We start from the raw sequence: 18,643 nt of genomic DNA, 5'->3' as shown, positions 1-18,643 counted from the left end.
GCTCTTTACTTAAAGCAGAACAAATTTTGATAATTTGATGCTGATCTTCCTCAAGAAAGGTGACCGGTTCACCTTTCTCTGTAGAAGACGTGAATAACCATATGATAATTATCTACGCTTCTATCCGCCGTTCCGCGAGTGCATGCCTTGCTGCGTTTGATGCCCATCCATCGGACTGGTCATGATTTTCAATCTCTGCCTCTGCTATCGGCGTTACACGGATCAGCGGAACTGAACCGAAAGGCAAACCTTCAATCTGACGAGCATCACGGCTGAGAATGATGCGGGACATAGGTTTATAGTCGTCGGTAAGAGAGCAAAACAGTATGGCTCTATATTTTTCAACATCGGCAGCGACCTGATAGCCGTCGGCAACGAGATCCCCCAAGCTAATTAACAAATGAGCCCAATCATCAATCTGCTGGCTGGTATTATCTGAAGCATCCAGCTCCATGAAAAGTTCGCATTTTACGCCGTTTTCCGGGTCTGAAATGCCGGCCCAGGGCGTCGAGAGACCATCGGTAGCCAGCGTTAATTTGGTGCTGCTTTTGGTACTGAGTACCCGGCGATGGGGCCCGAACCACTTCGTCTGGTTGTGTACGTTTGCGTCATTTCGTTCAGCAATAAAGCTATCTGACACGTCGCCATACCTTTTCCAGAATGCTCGCCTTGCGACAGCGGCAGCCTCATACATCGGACTCAGAGGACCGCGCGGCACTATTGTCTCATCGAAAATTGTGTCAACCGTAACGCGCCCGCGCATGAACGGTATTTTAGACTTAGTCCAGCGAACAATAACCTTATTAAAGGACTGTATCTGTAATGCTTCGAGTTTATCGACAACGTTGCAGACCCTCTGAAAAACATGGTCACCAGCAGTAACGTGACTCCCATCAGCATGCATGTAACCTCCATATTGCGAGGAAACACCAGCCTGTTCCGTAATAAAGAACCATTCACCGTTCACAGCGCCAATGGATGCCTTGTCTAATGCCGGGCGTAAGTCCCTTGCCGCATCAGAGTTTGAATATGCAGTCATGCCTGTCCCTTATCTTCATTCCTTATGTATCTTGCTTGTTTTACGCTTTTCCACACCTGAGCGTTGCTAAACTTACGGCCCGATAAGTTTAAAAATGATAAAGCGATTGTAGGGCGTTAGTCTAAAAAAGTTGAGAAGGCTCTTAGATAATTACCCCTTCAGTCAAGAAGGCAAAACCGCCAGAAGCGGAAGTAGCGCATGAACTGTTATGGTAAATTTGAACGTCCGGCTTAATCACTTGAGGATAAGCAGAATGCTTCTGGAGAAGCTCAGATTGCTTGAGTGCAGCCTTCACGGCGACAGGCGCAATGATCCGGAGTGGCTGGAACTGATTCTTCATCCTGAATTCCGTGAAATCACCCGGTCAGGTGTGACGGTCGACCGGTCAGAGACCATTGCGTCGCTGCTAAGTGAAAAGGCTGCACCTTATATTCTCAGCAGCGATTTCCGTCTTACGGAGATGGGCTGCGGTTACGCTCTGCTTCACTATCGGACGTTTTACGCTGATGGCAGCCATCATGCATTACGTTCCTCTTGCTGGATTTGTTCGGATGAGGGCCAGTGGACTCTGTTTTTTCACCAGGGAACGCCGGCTGCAGGCAATGCCGGGGTTCAGGGTTAAGTTGCACACTTAGGACAGAGAGAATGTGTTTATGCGGAAGATTATTGTTGTGCCATACGTTGATAGATGGCCTGAGATGTTTGAAGCTGAAAGTTTACTGATAAAAACATTGCTCGGTGGAATGGCTAAGGATGTCCATCATATTGGAAGCACGTCAGTTCCTGGTCTCTCAGCAAAGCCTGTAATTGATATGCTACTTGAAGTTTCCGACATCAATGAACTGGATAAGTACCATTCAGCAATGGCCCACGCCGGGTATGTTGCTCGCGGTGAGAACGGGATTGCGGGGCGCAGATATTTCATTAAAGGTGGTGATCAGCGTAGTCATCAAGTCCATGCGTTTGCAGTCGGAGATATGCAGGTATTGAGACATCTTGCTTTCCGTGATTATCTTCGGAGAAACAAAGACATTGCAGAAGAGTATGCTGAGATAAAACACGCAGCTGTATTAGTCAGCAGGAACGATGCTCATCGCTATAGCGCCCTCAAAGCGAAATTTATAGAGCGTCATCAACAACTAGCGCTAGCTGTCTGAGAACGATTGAGATTGAGTTCGTTGCCGGGAGGGTATGTTCAATAACGATGAATTCACTGAGTAGTCATCAGTCAAAGTCTGCTGTTCGCTGTGAGTTCAACGGGTCGATGCAACGCTATCCTTAATCAAGGGGGGGCGTTTCCATGAAACGAAGAACTCGGATTAACTACACGCCAGAGCAGAAGGCGATTATCTGGGACAGATATAAGCAAGGTGATTCCCTGCATGATATCGCCAGAATGTTCGACAGATATCATTCTTCTATTATGCCCACTATCCACCAGACTGATGGATACCGCCCCCCTGTCCGAAAGCGGCATCCGTTAGCGCTTTCACTTGATGAAAGAGAGGAAATATCCAGAGCGCTGATAGCAAAATCAGCATCAGGGCGATCGCAAACAAACTATCGAGAGCCCCCCTCAACGATTAGCCGGGAGATAAAGAGGCACGGTGGTGCAAATCAATACCGTGCATCAAAAGCGGATACTGCTGCGTGGGAAAATGCTCTGAGACCAAAACCTTGCAAGCTAATTGAAAGACCCACACTGTGTAAAATCATCGCAGAGAAGATGCATCAGGACTGGTCGCCGGAACAAATCGCCGGTTGGCTGAAACGCTGTTATCCGGATAATCAGGAAATGCATGTGTCACACGAAACGATATATAAACGCTTTTTATACAAACCCGGGGTGCATTAAAAAAAGAACTGCAGCAATGCCTCAGAAGCGGAAGAGTCGTGCGTAGATCCAGAACATCATCGCTTAAAGGGAAAGGATTAGGGTCAATCCGGGATACGATCTCTATCAGCGAAAGACCACCTGAAGCCGCTGACAGAGCCATACCCGGTCACTGGGAAGGTGACCTGATCCAGGGCTCTAAAAACTCCTATATCGTCACCCTCGTAGAACGTCATTCCCGTTTTGTTATGCTGGCCAGGATCAGGGACAACAAGACCATAACGGTTATATCTGCACTTATCAAACAAGCCCGGGAATTACCTGCTGAGCTTTATAAAACATTAACATGGGACCGGGGCGCTGAAATGACCAGCCACACCCGGTTTACTGTAGCCACAGATATCCAGGTTTACTTCTGCGATCCTCAATCCCCCCTGGCAACGCGGCTCCAATGAAAATACAAACAGATTGCTTAGGCAGTATTTTCCAAAAGGAACTGACTTATCGGTTCACAGCCAGCAAAGACTAGACAGTGTTGCCAGGCAGCTCAACGAGAGGCCAAGAAAAACGCTAGACTATGAATCACCCGCAGAGCGTTTTAACCAATGTGTTGCATCTATCAGTTGAACTCACAGCCAGAAGCGGACATTTTTGCTAAAGGTAATGAGTTACTGGGTCAGGCTGTGCAGAGTAAAAGCAATGAGCAACACCCCGCCGGCAATGTTGACGTATTTTTTGAGCATTAATGGATTTGTTTTTTTTTACTGAAAATATAAGTGTTTGACTGACAGCGAAAAGCCAAACGCTCATGACCACGACATGTACTGTTGCCAATGTCAGATAGTTGTAGACGCCTCCCTGTATCCCTGCGAACTGCGAAACGACTGTCAGATAAAAAATGATGGCTTTAGGATTCAAAATATTAGCTATACAGGCCTCTCTTAAAGTCACCGAATGTTTCGTAACAGCAAGCCCGCTGGCATTTGACCTTATCCCGCTGCGGATGAGCATTGCTCCTAACCAGAGCAGATAGGCGGTTCCGAAAACTTTCAACACCGCAAAAGTTGCTGGAGACGAGATGATCACAGCGGTTATACCTAGCCCTATGAGAACCGCATGTGTGTATATACCCAAGGCTGTTCCGGCAAGCGTTCTGAATAGTCCTTTGTAACCGCCAGCCAGAGCTCCATTCATAACAAGAGTGAAGCTTGCTCCGGGGGACAGTGCAACAGGGAGTAGTGCTGGCATAAAGCCATAAAGGTTTATTTCCATAGGTTTTGGATATTAATTGATGCTCTACTTGATTTCCATTAAGGCGCTTCGCCAGAAAGTGATATTTAAAGCAATTGGAATATATAAATCTTTGCCAAAAAAAGGTCCGCTCTTCGCTCATAGCGGTCATCCGCGCTTTTCAGCAGGAAGTTTTGTACCAGAAGCGGAACTTGCTTACATTGCTATGTCAGTTTGCTGGGAGCAGGTCAGATAGGTTTTTATGACCTTTTCAGACAGGGTCGTATCAGGATTAATTTCTGATACTGACAGGCGTGGTTTTTACATCATTGAACGTCAGACTCCATCAACCAGGGAGAATGAATCCTCTCTTTTTTATTACGTCAGCTGCACCCAGTGGCACGCCACCTGATGGCCGGGGCGCATTTCGCGCAGTTCTGGAATTTCTGTGCGGCAGCGTACTGTTGCCTGCGGGCAGCGGGAAGAGAAGCGACAGCCAGAGGGCGGGCGCGAAGGATCCGGAATTTCCCCCCTGCACCACCGGCACGGATAAGCTTCCAGGGGCAAGCGTCGGCACCGCCGCCAGCAGCGCCTGGGTGTAGGGGTGAAGCGGCTGGCTGAACAGCGCATCGCGGCTGGCAGTTTCCACCAGTTTCCCCAGATACATAACTGCCACGTCATCACACAAATGCTCCACGACACCGAGATCGTGAGAGATGAACAGGAAGGTGACGCCATGGTCATCACGCAAATCGGAAAACAGGTTAATGATTTGCGCCTGAATAGAGACATCCAGCGCCGAGATGGGTTCGTCGGCAATAATAAAATCCGGGTTGAGAATCAGCGCTCTGGCGATGCCGATACGCTGGCGCTGGCCGCCGGAAAACTCATGGGGAAAGCGATTGTAATGCTGCGGCGCCAGTCCACAGATTTTCATTACCTCCAGCACTTTGTCGCGCAGTTCTTCTTTGCTGCACAGCGTGTGTTCCAGCATTGCTTCCCCAATTGCATCACCTATTCGAATGCGTGGATTCAGCGAGCTGTAAGGATCCTGAAATACCAACTGGATTTTCGGGCGCAGCGCGCGCATCTGTTTCGGCGTCAGATCCTGCAACTCCTGACCACGATACTTCACGCTACCTGCCGTTTTGTCATAAAGCCCCAGCAGCGTGCGTCCTACGGTGGTTTTACCGCTACCGGATTCGCCCACCAGGCCAAAAATAGTGCCAGGTCGAATGTTAAAACTGACGCCGTCCACAGCGCGTAGCTGTCCTGTTTCCTGACCAAAAAGCCCGTCGCGTAGCGAGAAATGCTTTTTCAACTCGTCCACTTCAATAACATATTGCTGGCTCATGCGATCGGCTCCGCTAACTCACTGTGAATACATGCGGCTTGCCGCGTATGCCCGATCAGCGGCGGAATGACCGTGTGGCACTGCGCGGTTCTGCGTTCGCAGCGATCATAGAACGCGCAGTACGGCGGCAGTTCGGCCAGGTCAGGCACCTGTCCGGGAATGGAGTAGAGGCGGCGTCGGCGCTCGCCCGGAACAGGGCGCGATGCGATAAGCCCTTTGGTATAAGGGTGCAGTGGGTTGTGTAGCACATCGGCAGTCGGGCCTTGCTCAACGATGCGCCCGGCGTACATCACCACGACATGTTCCGCCATCTGCGCGATAACCCCCAAATCGTGAGTGATCAGCATCAGCGCCATCTGCTGCGCCCGCGCCTGGTCGCGCAGTAAGCGCAGGATTTGCGCCTGCACGGTGACATCCAGCGCCGTGGTTGGCTCGTCGGCAATCAGCAGCTTCGGCTGGCAGCTTAACGCCATGGCAATCATGATGCGCTGCAACATGCCGCCGGAAAGCTGATGCGGATAGCAACCCATCAGACTCTCCGCACGCCCGAGTCCGACATCGGTGATCAGTTGCGTGGCGTGCGTCCAGGCCGCTTTTGGTGTTTCGCCGCGATGGCGTATCAGCGGTTCACAAAGCTGCTCGCCAATGGTCAGCACCGGATTGAGCGCTGTCATCGGCTCCTGAAAGATCATCGCTAATTGATTACCACGCAGATCGGCCATTTTCGACGGCTTCAGAGCAAGCAGATCGGTGCCCTCAAAGCGGATTTCTCCGCCGTCGATACGCGCAACCTGCGGCGGTAACAGTCCCATCAGCGACATGGCGGTAACGCTTTTGCCGCAGCCAGATTCACCAACAACGCCAATGGTTTGCCCTGCCTGAATGGTAAAGGAGACATCCTGTACAGCGCGCACACGCCCCTGCTCGCTGGCGAAGGAGATGGATAAGTTATTAAAGGTAATTAGCGGCTCGCTCATTTCAGGCTCCGTTTCATCTTCGGATCCAGCGCATCGCGCAGGCCATCGCCCAGCACATTAATGGCGATGACGGTCAGAAAAATGGCAATGCCCGGCGGCATCCACAGCCATGGGCGACGCTGAAAGTCGATCAGGCTGTTGGCCGCGTCCATCATATTGCCCCATGAGGGCGTTGGCGGTACGACGCCAAGGCCGAGGTAGCTAAGCGCGGATTCCATCAGGATGGCGTTGGCCACCGCCATGGTCGCCATCACCACCAGAATGGGTATGGTGTTCGGCAACAGATGACCGAACAGGCGGCGGCGCGAAGAGAGGCCCAGGACCTGCGTCGCCAGCATAAAATCGCGTTCGCGCAGTGACAGGATTTGCCCGCGCACCAGCCGCGCCAGCTTCGGCCACTCCAGCAAGCTAAGCATCACTACTACCATGTAGATGCGCGAATCAGACGAAAAATCGAGCTCAGACAACATCGCTCCGGCAACAATCAGCAGCGGCAGGCTGGGGATCGTCATCACCAGATCCGCCATGCGCATAATCAGTTTGTCCGTCCAGCCGCCGGCATAGCCGGATACCGCACCCAGCAGGTAGCCCAGAGCCACCGAAAGTAGCATGGTCATCAGGCCAATAATCAGCGAGATACGACCGGCAAGCAGCAGGCGGGTATAAATATCGCGGCCAAGAAAATCGGTGCCCAGCCAGTGTTCTGCGCCAGGCGGTTTGTTGATCATCAGCGCATCGGTGGCGTCATCTTTCCACGGCGACCACACCGGGCCCAGCACGCACCAGATGGTCATGATTACCAGCAGAACCAGGCACAGCATCGACAGATGATTGTGGCGCAGCGCTTTCCACGCCTGGTGCCACGGAGAAGGTGTGGCCTGCGCCATCGCCGGAATTACCGCCTTGCGTAAGCGGCGATTCGTAGAGAAAAGGGAACCGAACATCACGACCTCACGCGAATGCGCGGGTCGGCCCACGCGTACAATATATCGGCAATCAGGTTGCCCACAATGGTTAATACCGCAAGAAACAGGGTGAACCCCATCAGCACCGGATAATCGCGGGCGGCCAGAGAATCAATATGAATATGCCCTGCGCCCGGCCAGTTAAACACCTTTTCGGTGATGATCGCGCCGGAAAACAACCCCGGCAGCTCAAAACCTAACAGGGTGATGATTGGCAGCAACGCATTGCGCAGCGCGTGTTTAAGGATCACTGTACGTTCGCGCAACCCTTTAGCACGCGCGGTGCGGATAAAATCCATCTTGACTACGTCAAGCATGCTGGCACGGAAATAGCGCGTCAGGCTGCCCGCCTGCAACATCACCAGCGCCATGACCGGTAACACCAGATGCGCCGCAACCTGCATCACCCACACCCAGCCGTTATCGTCGCTGCCGGTGTTGGTCATGCCGCCCACTGGCAACCAGTGCAGATCGACTGCGAACCACTTAATAAGCAACAGGCAGAGAAAGAAGGTCGGGAAAGACATGGCAGCAAACACCGACACGCTCACCAGATGATCGAACAGCGAATTGGGTTTCAGCGCCGAGGCAATGCCCACCGCAAGCCCGATGCTCCAGTAAAACACCAGCGCAACGCTTGCCAGCAGGAAAGAGTTCCAGATGTACTGGTTAAGTAGCTGACTCACCGGAATTTGGTATTGCAGCGAGAACCCCAAATCGCCGCGCAGCAACTGGCCGAGCCAATGCAGATAGCGGGTAAGGATCGGTTGATCGAGTCCATAAATAGCTTTCAGTTCGGCGGCGCGGGCAGCGGTGAGGGTAATGTTACCGTCGATAAAGTCGCCTGGCGTTTTCGCGAAAAGCATAAAAATAATCAGTGATGCGAGCAGCAGCATTGGCAGGGTTTGCAGCAGTCGCCTGAGGATAAAATTTCGCATAGCTTTCTCATGACAACTGCCGGGAGACCCGGCAGTTGTTACTGTTATTTAATGATTTTCACATCCGGCAGGCTACCGGTCAGCCCGTTGTAGATATCTGGTTTAAAGCCGGTGACGCGGGCACTACTGGCCGATAAAATCTCGCGGTTACCCAGCAGAATCACCGGCGGATCGTCCGCCAGCACTTTATACAGCTGGTGATAAATTGGTTTGCGTTTTTCCACATCCAGCACAGCATTACCTTCGTTGATCAGCTTATCAACCTGCGGATTGTTATAGCCGGACTCTTTCGCTTCCGTGCTGTAGTAATCCCACACGCCATCATGTGGATCGTTGAGTGTGCTGGTGCTGAAAGAGGCCAGGTCATAGTTACCGGCTTTACGCTGTGCCATGAGGGCGTTGAAATCCACCACCTGCGGCTTCAACAGCACGCCAATCTGCTGCCAGTTCTCTTTGGCGATGGGGATCAGCGCATCATTCAGCACTTTCTTGCTCACCAGCAGCGTCAACTCCAGACGTTTACCGTCCTTCACGCGGATTCCATCAGGCCCCGGTTTCCAGCCCGCTTCATCAAGAAGTTTCTTCGCCTGTGCCGGGTCAAATTTGTATGGATTCACGCCATCTGTGTTATACGCCCATGAAATCGGGGCAATAGGTTCAATTGCCACTTTTCCATAGCCCTGATAAACCACATCAATCAACTTCTGGCGGTCGAGACCATAAATCAGCGCCTGTCGCACTTTCACGTCCTGCAACGCCGGGCGACGTACGTTGAATTCCACTTTGCTGTAGTCACTGGAGCCAAACAGGTTGATATTGGCGAAGCCCAGCATTTTCAGTTGTTCGATATCATCAGGGCGAGAAGTAAACGAGTCGTAATCGGTTTCGCCGGTCTGGAACAACTGGAAGTTAGTGGACGGGTTGGTTACGCGGTAGATAAAGCGCGGCGTCGGTGGTGTGCCACGGTAAAAATGGGTATTGGCGTGGAAACGAATCTCCTGGCCCGGAATATATTTGTCATAGACATACGGTCCGTTGCCCAGCGGTTTACCGTGCAACATGCGCAGATAGTCGAGATTGCCGCGCTGATACCCTTTCCCATAATACGCTTTCGACAACACCGGGCCGCCAATTTTCGCCAGCGTTGTCGCGCCAGGCTGCCCGGTGGTGACCTGTAATGTCAGCGGGTCGATCACTTTCAGGCCACTGACGCTATCAGCTTTTCCGGCTTTATACTCCGCGCCGCCCACAATGTTGGCGAGGGTGATGTCAGTATCGCCATCATATTTCGGGTCATGCAGCACGGTCAGGGTAAACGCCACATCTTCGGCGGTGAGGGGCGAGCCGTCGCTGAAAGTCAGGTGTGGGCGCAGCTTAATGGTATAGACATTGTTATCCTGACTAACGCTCCAGCTTTCGGCCAGGCCTGGCACCAGCTTACCGTGGCTATCCCAGTCAATCAGACGTGAGAAAATCACGTTGGTGACGTTTTCGTCCCAGCCGTTAACAAAGAAATAAGGGTTAAAAATACCCTGCGGTTCAGAGATACCAGCCACCACAGTGTCTTTACGCAGCTTAGCCACTGCCGGAATCTGGCTGGCATCGGTGGCTGGTGTAATGCCCTCTTTTAAGGGTACATCGGCGAAAGAGGCTGAAGAGAAAGCCACCATACTGCTGAGTAACGCGATTTTAAGCGCCAGAGTAAAACGCGTGGGTTTTGTTTTTATGCTTTTCAGTAGGATGGACAAAATGGCTCCCTCATCAAATGTTTGTGTGGAATTTACAAATCATGACGAAAGATAAAAGCCGCACCGCACCCTGTCTAACAACGAAACAATCTGGCTTATAGCAAATTATCATTAGTAGATTTATGAGAAAGCAATGCTTAATTTCATCTAAAGAAGATGAGACATTACGCGGGGCAGTCGAAGAGTTCTGATATCGTAAGGGGTTTGACAATCAATAATGTGAAAAACCACGGCACAGCGCGCCATTGTTTGTCGAACAGGCGCTTGCGCTTGTCAGGCGCGATATCAAATCCCGTATATCCGACGCGGATCTTCGTCAGCATGGAATCAGCCCGGAGCGGATGCGGCGATGGTTCCTGCAACATCACGGCATCACTTTTCAGGCCTTCCAGCGAATGCAGCGGGTAAATATTGCCCTGCAGGAACTGAAAAGCGGACGTGCGGCGACTGACGTAGCACTGGACAATGGCTACGAATCCCTGAGCGGCTTTGGTTACATCTACAAGCGGCTCACTGGCGCAGCTCCCACTCAGATTATAGTCATTCACCGGTTAACCACTACACTGGGCCTATGTTTGTCTGTGCCAAAGAGCAGGAGGGAGTGTGCCTGCTGGAGTTTACCGATCACCGAATGTCAGAGACGGAATTTCACGATATCCAGCGTTTACTTAACGCCAGGATTGTCACAGGTGAAAATAGTCATTCCCGACAAACATGAAAGAAATCAGAGTTAAGTGAGTCAATACAGAATGCTTGCTGTATGAAACAGTCTTTTTCCGATCCTGTTACTTTTTACATGCAGTTTTAAGGTATTTGAAATCCCCACGTCCGCTCCTCGCTCACAGCGGCCGCTCATTTTTGTGACCAGTAATGATGCCGACACCAGTCGGCTTCATGGGCTGATCTGACCGCTACTACCTCACCCCGTGGCCCTTGCGCTTCCGGACTATCAGCCGGCTCTTCCTGTTGGCCAGCAACCAGTCGGCAGCAATTGCCAATATGTAACTCACCTGAAAACCCGTTTGAATCGAGCCTCTCCACTCATTTGCATTTTTCAACCCTCGGGCGTCATTGTCCCCCCTCCTTCAGCTATGCCTCCGCTGAAATATCGTATCAAGCATGAAGGTCACCAAAAAATTAACCTAACAAGTGTTAGACAGATGTTGACATGTGTTGATTTGCCCGCTAATGTTTGCCTACCTAACGTTAGTTAGACATCCCAACCATCAACCTGTAGGATCGACCATGACTGCTAAACTTCAGCTTTTTACATCACCTTCGGCCTTTCCTAATCCACAGCGCCTGCGGCTTTTCATGCACGAAAAAGGCATCGCTGACCAGTTTGCCGAGACCATCTATGACATGTCCCCTGGAGGAGAGCAGCGTGGCTGGCGACATTTGAATATGAATCCGTGGGGCGAAACGCCTACCCTTCAACTGGCTGACGGGAGTTATATTTCTGAAACGGCTGCCATCGTTCGCTATCTTGATCAGGAGTATCCGGGCCGCAAGATTATGGGAGAAACAGCACTGGAACAGGGGCTGGATAATATGTGGGATAACCGGGTGTGGGTGCATATCCTGTACCGCATCGTTACAGCGTTCCACGTGTTGCACACCGGCCTCGGCTTCAGGCTGGAATTGACCAAAAATGAGGCCTGGGGAGAACACTGCCGTAAAGAAGCTTTGGCTCACGCCGCGCTGGTTAATCGCCATCTGTCAGACGGCCGCGAATGGCTGCTCGGCGGCGATGCGCCGACCTTCTCGGATATTACTCTGGCGACCGCGATCGCCTTCTCGAAATTCCCGGTCAATGCCACTCCACTGGACGAGCGTTTTGAGTTCTTAGATGCCTACTGGCAGCGCTGGACAAAACGTCCTGCCTTCCAGGCGGCCTACGCCGATCGCAACAGCGGCATTCCTGAGCTGGATTCGCCAGCCCGGTAATAGCACCACTCGATGTAAACTCCGGTACGCCGGGTTCGTTATCTACTGACTTTCCCGGTGACCAGAGTGCTTATGATTGCGTCGGCTGTTGATGTTACTTGCTAAACCATGATGGAATGACGTCTGCCTGAGCACCCTGGATGCATTGAACTTACTGTTTTCCATGGCAATCACCCTGTCACCCGGTAAGCGTTTGCTGTAAATTAGCGTTCTCTATTTAAGAGATCATCCCAATACCAAAGGCATCAAGATGAGCGTCAACACCAGGGAAGCCATTTTGCAGGCGGCCAGGAAAATTGCCCAATCTCAGGGCTATAACGGTTTGAATTTCCGCGACCTCGCGCAGGATGTGGGTATCAAAGCGGCGAGTATTTACTACTATTTTCCAGGCAAAGCCGAGTTGGGTATTGCCGTTGCCAGACGATACTGGGAGGACGGTGCGCTCGCACTCGAGATGATCGAATCAGAAAGCCCATCACCCATTGACGCGCTGCGTCGCTTTCCTGAAATCTTCCGAAGATCACTTGAGGCCGAAAATCGTCTCTGCCTGGGCAGTTTCATGGGCGCTGAAAAAGATACCTTACCTCCTGAAATGAATGCAGAAATACAGAAGTTTGCTGATGTGAACATTGCATGGCTGAACAGACTGCTGGTGGCTGCGAAGGTGTGCGATTCAGGTGAGAGTGAATCCAGAGCACGTGCAATTTTCACGGCCATTGCTGGTGCCCAGCTTATCGCCAGAAGTCGCTCAGATATCTCGCTTTTTGATTCACTGGTGGATTCATACCGCGCCTTCGGACCTCTGCCAGCATAGCAACTGCACGCAATCCGATTCAATGAATGGGCGGTTTTCTGCACGCGCGCCCAATGCGGCGCGGCGTCCGGTAGCGTATGTGCTTTTCCACTCAGGAACTCACCCCTTTGAATCAATGCGCGACGGGCCAGGGTAAAAGTATTACGCCGTGTCTCATCATCACCTGCGATAAAGGAGTGAAACCTCGGTTCAGGAAAGCGTTTATTTCAGCGGTTCAGGCAGCTAACAATCCACAATTTGCTGTCCGACTGCGGTTTCTTTAGCGGCTTCAGGCCAATAGTCGTGGCAATCAGCTTATCATCAACCGTAAGCGTCCCCTGCTCGGTCACCCGATAATCTTTACGCTTCTTACCTTTCAGCAATGCGGGTGATGCGGTACCCCTGAGAGTACAGCAGTAAAGCCTGGCTACGGGGATCGCGTTCATCGGGGGCGGATGTCATGTTCATGCAGCACAAATACGGCCGCGACACTACTTGATCACAATAATGCGGCAGATTGCGCAGAGTTCCCCCCCCTCGCCTTTGATTTACGCTGTTATATCCAGGAAAAGATGTTTACATTTGTTCAGCAAAATTATCGGCCGCTTAGCAGAGCGTCACTGACCGACACGCGGATTGAACGCAGGGAAGAACAGCCGTTAACTTCATCATCAAAGTCATACCGCTAACAGAGGCAGGGAAAGAATGAGGGAGCTTGCACCCGATGGCATCACCGGGATGCCGTCACGGACGGCAGAGTATCTTTGTCGCCAGATTGCACGCCTGCTGAAAGGAGGAAGCCTGACCCCGGAAACCTGCCAGCGTATCTTTGCTTTCTGTGGAATCAGACCGTCAGATGCTCAGTGGCGTCAGTTTCTTATCCCGGTTCTTTCCTGTCTGGGATTACTGTCTCTGGTTGCCGGAGCGGTGTTCTTTATTGCCTGGAACTGGGCCTGGCTGCCGAAAATGGCGAAATTTGCCCTGGCTGAGCTGTTGATCGTCGCGCTAGCGGTGATTGTCTGGTGGCGCTGGTACAGCACGCTGGCACGCAACGCATTACTGGCGACAGGGCTAAGCTTCGGTGCCCTTTTTGCGCTGTATGGACAGATCTATCAGACCGGTGCTGACAGCTGGGAGCTATTCCGGGCCTGGTTATACGTTCTTCTGCCGCTGGCGCTGATTGCCCGGCAAAACAGCCTGTGGTTTTGCAGCTGGCTGGTCGCTAACCTGGCGTTCCAGCTCTATTACAACACCCTGCCGTCGTCACTGCTGGATCTCGCCGCGTCTGACAGTTTAGCCAGGCTCCCGACCACTGTGCTCTACGCATATCTGGCGTTGCTGGCAGCCTGCCTGATTGTCAGGGAAGCGCTGGCGTGGCGCGCGATAACGCATCATCCCGAGAGCTGGCTGGCAAGCCGCTGGTTCTCGCGAGTCATGGCGGGATTTTTACTGCTTCAGCTAACCGCCATTGTGGCCGGGAACCTCTCTGACTGGGGTGGCGGTGACCACCTTCCTAATATCACGGGCGGTTGGGTGATCACCCTGCTGGCAGGTTATTACCTGTACCGTTACCGCTATCCGGATCTCTGCATGCTGACGCTGGGCATCGCCAGCCTGGCCGTGGTTGGCTGTGCGCTAATTATGCAGTTATTTCTTTTAGCCTACGATACGGGTGATCTGTTTTTGACTGGCATCCTGTTGGCATTCTGGGTGGCGGTAAATGGTTCAATTCTGCTGAAGTGGCAACGCAAACTGGTTGAAAAGGGGCCAATCGATCTGGTTCCGGCCAGGCTGACCTTACTGACAGACACTTTGCGTCAGCAGGGTTTGCTGAGCGCCTCGCAGGTTGAGGAAATTAAGCAACGCGGTCACGCATCCGACCTGCCCTGGTATCTCAGGCTGGCGCTAAGCGTCGGAGGCTGGGTGGCAGCGATCATCATTCTGTTACTGATGATACTGATGCTCTATGCCACTGATCTGCTGGAAGACCCGAATGCTGCCACCCTTATTATTCCTTCGCTGCTGCTTGCCTCCATTGCGCGTGGCCTGTTAAGCAGTCAGCGTGACGGTAAACATCACCTCGGGCTGGCATGGGCGATTGCGGCAACGTGCGGGCTGATAACTGGCGTTCTGCTGCAAATCCAGAGCAATGATGCCAGCTTTATTATGCTGAGTTCACTGACTGCCTTGCCGATTCTGGCCGCAATGGCGATGGCGATGCCCGACCGCACTTATCGGTTTATGGCCATCACTGCCCTGACCTTTTTCCTGGTGCTGGCGGGCTACTCTCTGGCCCGGATCTGCCTGTCTCCGATGGCTGCACGACTTGCTGTGTCCGTACTGGTGGCGGCGGTTATATTTTTGTGGATGTGGACTGTCAGTCATCAGTTGAGGTTACAGGCAGGGCCGTATGCTGACGCGGTACATCCTCTGCAGCATGGCATCCCGTGTGGTCTGATGTTGCTGAGTTTCCTTGGGATAAACGCGGCTTATCTCACGGATTTCCTCTGGTCAGCATCGCAATTTTCCACGCTGCAGTCTGGGACAGGCACAGGGATCGCGGCTGGCTTAGTGCTGAGTGCACTCAGTCAGAAAAGACACAGCAAGTCGCTGTTTTCGATTATCACTCTGCCCGCTGCACTTATCTGCGGGGCTGCCGCCCTCTATGCACCAGGTATAGGGCTGGGATTGTGGTTAATTCTGATGGCACGTTATCAGGGAAGTCTGGGGTTGCTGGTGGCCAGTGGCGGTTTCATGGTGCTGTATGTCATTGGCTGGTATTACTTCCTGGAGGTAATTCTGCTGCAGAAATCCCTGCTGCTGCTGGTCAGCGGTCTGGTTTTACTGGGGCTGGCATGGGGAGTCAAAAAAGTATTACCTGCACAAATCGGAGGTGCCAGTGAAAATGCATAAACAGAGCCGATGGCTGGCTGGCGCTGTGATAGCGCTGGCGCTGATAGCCGTCAATGTCAGTATCTGGCAAAAAGAGCAGTTGCTGAAGCAAGGCGCGGTCATGATTTTACCTCTTGCCCCGGTTGACCCGCGATCCCTGATGCAGGGTGATTACATGGCGCTGAATTATGCCCTCACCCGCCCACTGGAACTGGCGTTGTATCAACAGGCTGAGTCCTGTGGCGCGACCCTGTCAGCGCCATGCCTGCCCACCAGCGGAACCCTGATTGTTGACCTCGATGCGCAGCGTCATGCGACTCAGGCCCGTTTTGATCAGGGTGAACCTCTGCAGCCGAATCAGCTGCGGGTAAAATACCATCAACATTATGGCTCGCTGACCGTCGGCACCAACGCTTATTTCTTTCAGGAAGGTCATGCCGACAGATTCGCGCAGGCACGTTATGGGGCATTTCGGGTGGGAAGCGATGGCACAGCACTCCTGACGGATCTGCTTGATGAGCAGGGTAAAGCGATTCAGCCTTAAGGATGCGAGACGCTCACTGGCCTGGCGCTAAATACCCTGACAGGCGGCCTTAATGTCCTTATTGCCGGATGCCCGTCACAGGTCAGCAAAAGGATGCTGTGCCGGAAGCCTGTTTTGCGATCAAGCCTCGTGCCGAAAATTTAAGCGAGTAAGCTACATCAATATAGCTGCTCAGACATAGAGAAAATTATGCCGAACATTATTGACGACAACTGGATTAGGATATCTGTGATATCAGCACTATTTAGTAGTGTCGTGGGTTCATTACTGGTTTTAACCTATCTTTCCTTGGGAAAAAGCAGTACACCCGTAGTGGGTTTAATTTTTACTTATTTTTTCATTGTTATGGTGAGTATTATTGGCACCACGATGGCCTCAATGTTAATCGGCATGCCATTAGCGATGATTTCAAAGCGATTTTATCCTGACGCTGCCCTTAAGGGGAGCTTTTTTATCGTGTGCTCTGCGCTCTTCATGTGGCTGGTTGTACTGGCATGGCCTGTTATCAGAATATGTGAAACGCCTTATTCGGATATTTTGCTTTTAAGCCCCTATGCTTTCTGTTCAGCTGCCGCACTTGCTTATCTGGTTTACTGGGATTAATGCGTATCATATCAATCAGCAACTGGGCAGAAGGACCGTTAATGAAAAGAGCTAATGGTATCACTTTTCAGCCAGACATATAGAAACAGGTGAGTCCAGAGTGTCGGAATACGGATGTTCCCCCCCCCCTGAGAGCAGTTTCAATTACAGACTCACCTGGATGTTAATTAGATAATGTTTACGTGACAGCACGTGATCACATTTTGCCTGCCAGATAATCATGGATTCTGCTCGAAATACTGTTTATCCATCTCGACAAATTTCTTTTGTAATCCTGACTCCCCTTCAGCCACTTCGTAAAATTTACTGTAAGTATACAGATAAATACGCTCGGATGACGCAAACATAAACATGTCTGGTGAAGCCATATTTGAGAAGCGACTTATCACTTCGGACTGTAAAAAAGATGACACCATTCCCAACTTGAGGAGTATTTTGCCACTGAATAAAGATAGCGCTTTTCTATTCACCCCATTTACATCGGCTTTTCCGTTAAAAAACCCCAGAAGATAATAGTATAAATTAAACCTATAGTATCTTCCGTGCCACAGATGCAAAGAGCGTACTCATAATTACTTTTACTCGTCCAGTAAATTACCACCCTATCAACTTGCACTGACTGAATTCAGTCCTTGGTACAATGAGCGCCATATGGTTTTCTGCCATGCACTGTTTAAAAACCTGCTCTTTGTAACGGCCCGCCTGCAAACCCAGCATGGTGCTGGACCGCTCCGCTGCGTTATTTTCAATGTAAGAGCCACAATTTTCTTTGAACTCCTGAGGATTATCGCTATAAGACATCGACCATTTCAGCTGAGCTTCAACTGAATCATCTGATTGATGCTGGGGGGACGGCTTTTACTGGTTCCAGGCCAGAATAGACTGGATTGCCGAGTAATTTCTGTGCAAATCGTTGATTTTCTGCGGTTAAACGTCCGGTTTTACACATCTGCATATAGATCTGCGAAAGGCGTTGCTCCTCAGCATCGGCAGCATGGGTGCATTCCTCCAGGACTTGTTCATTAGTCTTAGCCGGATTTTTTTCAGTAGATCTCCAGTAACTATTTTTCAAGTCCGGAATCGTGCCTTCGGTGGTGCCAAAAGGGCAAAGTGCACTGGCGCAACCCAGTAAAAACATGGGCACACACGTCAACGTCAGAACACGTAACAGGGAAAACGCTTTAAGACTGCTTTTGTTCATTTTATTTTCACTTTAGTCAACTGCGGATATGGGGTCTGAATAATGTCATTATTTTTAATGTTCCGCTTTTCGCTCATAGCGGACCTACCGGAATGCAGGTCAGGTTTGTGCCTGAAGCAGGCGTTGCAAATACTCAGTTAAGTTAACATCTGGCGCGCAGTCCTTACCTTAAGACAAGCCATAGCGGTGTTCATAATTCGTCAGCAGGATGAAGGAAGGTCAGAACGATCTCCTCGCGTCGTTGGGTGCGAAATTACAATAAATTCTACAGGAAACTCAGTGTCGTTTCTGGCTTGATGCTTTGACCCCGGTGGAATTTCTAGCCCCTGCAGGGCTTTAATATTATGCATCTTACCCTCCAGTTCCATTGAAAGAACACCATCGAGAACAAAGAAAAATTGTCTGGAAACGGAGTGAAAGTGTCGCTTTTCAGAAGTGCCGGCAGGCATTTTCTCATGAATAACCAGCATATCCTGACGGTTTACCAGATACCAACCATCGCAATTGTCGCCCCAGAAATAATGCTCTGCATTTTCCTTTGAAATCATCATCCTTCTCCTGTTTACACGCGCCCATCT

At 51.3% G+C, this 18,643-nt stretch carries 15 protein-coding genes and 5 pseudogenes; 9 read left to right on the top strand and 11 right to left on the bottom strand.

Going from position 1 to position 18,643, the window contains the following annotated elements; translation table 11 throughout:
* Positions 1-112: 112 nt before the first annotated feature.
* A complete protein-coding gene (locus tag JNO11_RS22575) occupies positions 113-1,039 on the bottom strand; it encodes a hypothetical protein (protein ID WP_325177955.1) in 927 nt (308 codons plus the stop codon).
* Positions 1,040-1,292: 253 nt separating this feature from the next.
* Between JNO11_RS22575 and JNO11_RS22570 the strand changes: the two genes are divergently transcribed.
* The 3 genes and pseudogenes from JNO11_RS22570 (at position 1,293) to JNO11_RS22560 (ending at position 3,500) form a co-directional block, all read left to right on the top strand.
* Positions 1,293-1,661 (top strand): DUF4440 domain-containing protein, encoded by a 369-nt coding sequence (locus JNO11_RS22570; RefSeq protein ID WP_033768683.1) that lies wholly within the window; start codon positions 1,293-1,295, stop codon positions 1,659-1,661.
* Between the two features lie 31 nt (positions 1,662-1,692).
* Positions 1,693-2,196 (top strand): GrpB family protein, encoded by a 504-nt coding sequence (locus JNO11_RS22565; protein WP_033760036.1) that lies wholly within the window; start codon positions 1,693-1,695, stop codon positions 2,194-2,196.
* A 143-nt stretch (positions 2,197-2,339) separates the two neighbouring features.
* Positions 2,340-3,500 (top strand): annotated as a pseudogene (locus JNO11_RS22560) (IS30 family transposase).
* Between the two features lie 41 nt (positions 3,501-3,541).
* Here the strand turns inward: JNO11_RS22560 and JNO11_RS22555 are convergent.
* From JNO11_RS22555 to JNO11_RS22530, 6 genes and pseudogenes are all read right to left on the bottom strand, one after another.
* Positions 3,542-4,145 (bottom strand): annotated as a pseudogene (locus tag JNO11_RS22555) (LysE family translocator).
* Between the two features lie 336 nt (positions 4,146-4,481).
* Positions 4,482-5,457 (bottom strand): annotated as a pseudogene (locus JNO11_RS22550) (oligopeptide/dipeptide ABC transporter ATP-binding protein).
* Positions 5,454-6,434, bottom strand: coding sequence for an ABC transporter ATP-binding protein (locus tag JNO11_RS22545; RefSeq protein ID WP_325177954.1), 981 nt, complete (start codon positions 6,432-6,434; stop codon positions 5,454-5,456). Before JNO11_RS22545 ends, JNO11_RS22550 begins: the two are co-directional and overlap by 4 nt.
* The gene (gene opp4C, locus JNO11_RS22540; RefSeq protein WP_033780026.1) at positions 6,431-7,378 is read right to left on the bottom strand and encodes an oligopeptide ABC transporter permease; all 948 of its coding nucleotides are present in this window, start codon (positions 7,376-7,378) and stop codon (positions 6,431-6,433) included. The genes JNO11_RS22545 and opp4C overlap by 4 nt, the downstream gene beginning before the upstream one ends.
* Entirely contained in the window at positions 7,378-8,337 is a 960-nt protein-coding gene (locus tag JNO11_RS22535; protein ID WP_033760938.1) for an ABC transporter permease, read from the bottom strand. The genes opp4C and JNO11_RS22535 overlap by 1 nt, the downstream gene beginning before the upstream one ends.
* Positions 8,338-8,381: 44 nt before the next feature.
* The gene (locus JNO11_RS22530) at positions 8,382-10,085 is read right to left on the bottom strand and encodes an ABC transporter substrate-binding protein (protein WP_033780025.1); all 1,704 of its coding nucleotides are present in this window, start codon (positions 10,083-10,085) and stop codon (positions 8,382-8,384) included.
* Positions 10,086-10,321: 236 nt separating this feature from the next.
* On the opposite strand from JNO11_RS22530, the pseudogene JNO11_RS22525 reads away from it, so the two are divergent.
* The 3 genes and pseudogenes from JNO11_RS22525 to JNO11_RS22515 all read left to right on the top strand — a co-directional run.
* Positions 10,322-10,800, top strand: a pseudogene (locus tag JNO11_RS22525) (helix-turn-helix domain-containing protein); the annotation flags it as partial.
* Positions 10,801-11,330: 530 nt separating this feature from the next.
* Complete coding sequence (locus JNO11_RS22520; RefSeq protein WP_061703343.1) at positions 11,331-12,032, top strand: glutathione S-transferase N-terminal domain-containing protein; 702 nt, start codon at positions 11,331-11,333, stop codon at positions 12,030-12,032.
* Positions 12,033-12,282: 250 nt separating this feature from the next.
* Complete coding sequence (locus JNO11_RS22515) at positions 12,283-12,846, top strand: TetR/AcrR family transcriptional regulator (RefSeq protein ID WP_033768693.1); 564 nt, start codon at positions 12,283-12,285, stop codon at positions 12,844-12,846.
* A gap of 206 nt (positions 12,847-13,052) precedes the next feature.
* Here JNO11_RS22515 and JNO11_RS22510 read toward each other — a convergent pair whose 3' ends face one another.
* Both JNO11_RS22510 and JNO11_RS22505 read right to left on the bottom strand, forming a co-directional pair.
* Positions 13,053-13,208, bottom strand: coding sequence for a hypothetical protein (locus tag JNO11_RS22510; protein WP_191920357.1), 156 nt, complete (start codon positions 13,206-13,208; stop codon positions 13,053-13,055).
* Positions 13,201-13,293 (bottom strand): annotated as a pseudogene (locus JNO11_RS22505) (hypothetical protein); the annotation flags it as partial. The gene JNO11_RS22510 and the pseudogene JNO11_RS22505, both read right to left, overlap by 8 nt.
* Before the next feature lie 237 nt (positions 13,294-13,530).
* Between JNO11_RS22505 and JNO11_RS22500 the strand changes: the two are divergent.
* The 3 genes from JNO11_RS22500 (at position 13,531) to JNO11_RS22490 (ending at position 16,864) form a co-directional block, all read left to right on the top strand.
* Complete coding sequence (locus tag JNO11_RS22500; RefSeq protein ID WP_325177953.1) at positions 13,531-15,738, top strand: DUF2157 domain-containing protein; 2,208 nt, start codon at positions 13,531-13,533, stop codon at positions 15,736-15,738.
* A complete protein-coding gene (locus JNO11_RS22495) occupies positions 15,731-16,261 on the top strand; it encodes a GDYXXLXY domain-containing protein (protein WP_325178063.1) in 531 nt (176 codons plus the stop codon). The genes JNO11_RS22500 and JNO11_RS22495 overlap by 8 nt, the downstream gene beginning before the upstream one ends.
* Before the next feature lie 189 nt (positions 16,262-16,450).
* Positions 16,451-16,864: a hypothetical protein gene (locus JNO11_RS22490; RefSeq protein WP_325177952.1), complete on the top strand. Its 414-nt coding sequence runs from the start codon at positions 16,451-16,453 to the stop codon at positions 16,862-16,864.
* 829 nt (positions 16,865-17,693) lie between these two features.
* On the opposite strand, the gene JNO11_RS22485 is transcribed toward JNO11_RS22490, so the two are convergent.
* Both JNO11_RS22485 and JNO11_RS22480 read right to left on the bottom strand, forming a co-directional pair.
* Complete coding sequence (locus JNO11_RS22485; RefSeq protein WP_325177951.1) at positions 17,694-18,065, bottom strand: hypothetical protein; 372 nt, start codon at positions 18,063-18,065, stop codon at positions 17,694-17,696.
* A 200-nt stretch (positions 18,066-18,265) separates the two neighbouring features.
* The gene (locus JNO11_RS22480) at positions 18,266-18,613 is read right to left on the bottom strand and encodes a cupin domain-containing protein (RefSeq protein WP_033761129.1); all 348 of its coding nucleotides are present in this window, start codon (positions 18,611-18,613) and stop codon (positions 18,266-18,268) included.
* Positions 18,614-18,643: the final 30 nt, after the last annotated feature.

This window comes from Pantoea sp. 1B4, assembly GCF_016925765.1.
Lineage (GTDB): Bacteria > Pseudomonadota > Gammaproteobacteria > Enterobacterales > Enterobacteriaceae > Pantoea > Pantoea agglomerans.
Note: the sequence above shows the minus strand (reverse complement) of the source record. Positions and strands in the feature narration are given on the sequence as shown.

Coding starts and splice junctions, on each gene's coding strand:
- JNO11_RS22575 (WP_325177955.1), bottom strand. CDS start 1,039: ATGACTGCATATTCAAACTCTGATGCGGCAAGGGACTTACGCCCGGCA.
- JNO11_RS22485 (WP_325177951.1), bottom strand. CDS start 18,065: ATGAACAAAAGCAGTCTTAAAGCGTTTTCCCTGTTACGTGTTCTGACG.
- JNO11_RS22520 (WP_061703343.1), top strand. CDS start 11,331: ATGACTGCTAAACTTCAGCTTTTTACATCACCTTCGGCCTTTCCTAAT.
- JNO11_RS22565 (WP_033760036.1), top strand. CDS start 1,693: ATGCGGAAGATTATTGTTGTGCCATACGTTGATAGATGGCCTGAGATG.
- JNO11_RS22495 (WP_325178063.1), top strand. CDS start 15,731: ATGCATAAACAGAGCCGATGGCTGGCTGGCGCTGTGATAGCGCTGGCG.
- JNO11_RS22515 (WP_033768693.1), top strand. CDS start 12,283: ATGAGCGTCAACACCAGGGAAGCCATTTTGCAGGCGGCCAGGAAAATT.
- JNO11_RS22500 (WP_325177953.1), top strand. CDS start 13,531: ATGAGGGAGCTTGCACCCGATGGCATCACCGGGATGCCGTCACGGACG.
- JNO11_RS22490 (WP_325177952.1), top strand. CDS start 16,451: ATGCCGAACATTATTGACGACAACTGGATTAGGATATCTGTGATATCA.
- JNO11_RS22480 (WP_033761129.1), bottom strand. CDS start 18,613: ATGATTTCAAAGGAAAATGCAGAGCATTATTTCTGGGGCGACAATTGC.
- opp4C (WP_033780026.1), bottom strand. CDS start 7,378: ATGTTCGGTTCCCTTTTCTCTACGAATCGCCGCTTACGCAAGGCGGTA.
- JNO11_RS22535 (WP_033760938.1), bottom strand. CDS start 8,337: ATGCGAAATTTTATCCTCAGGCGACTGCTGCAAACCCTGCCAATGCTG.
- JNO11_RS22545 (WP_325177954.1), bottom strand. CDS start 6,434: ATGAGCGAGCCGCTAATTACCTTTAATAACTTATCCATCTCCTTCGCC.
- JNO11_RS22570 (WP_033768683.1), top strand. CDS start 1,293: ATGCTTCTGGAGAAGCTCAGATTGCTTGAGTGCAGCCTTCACGGCGAC.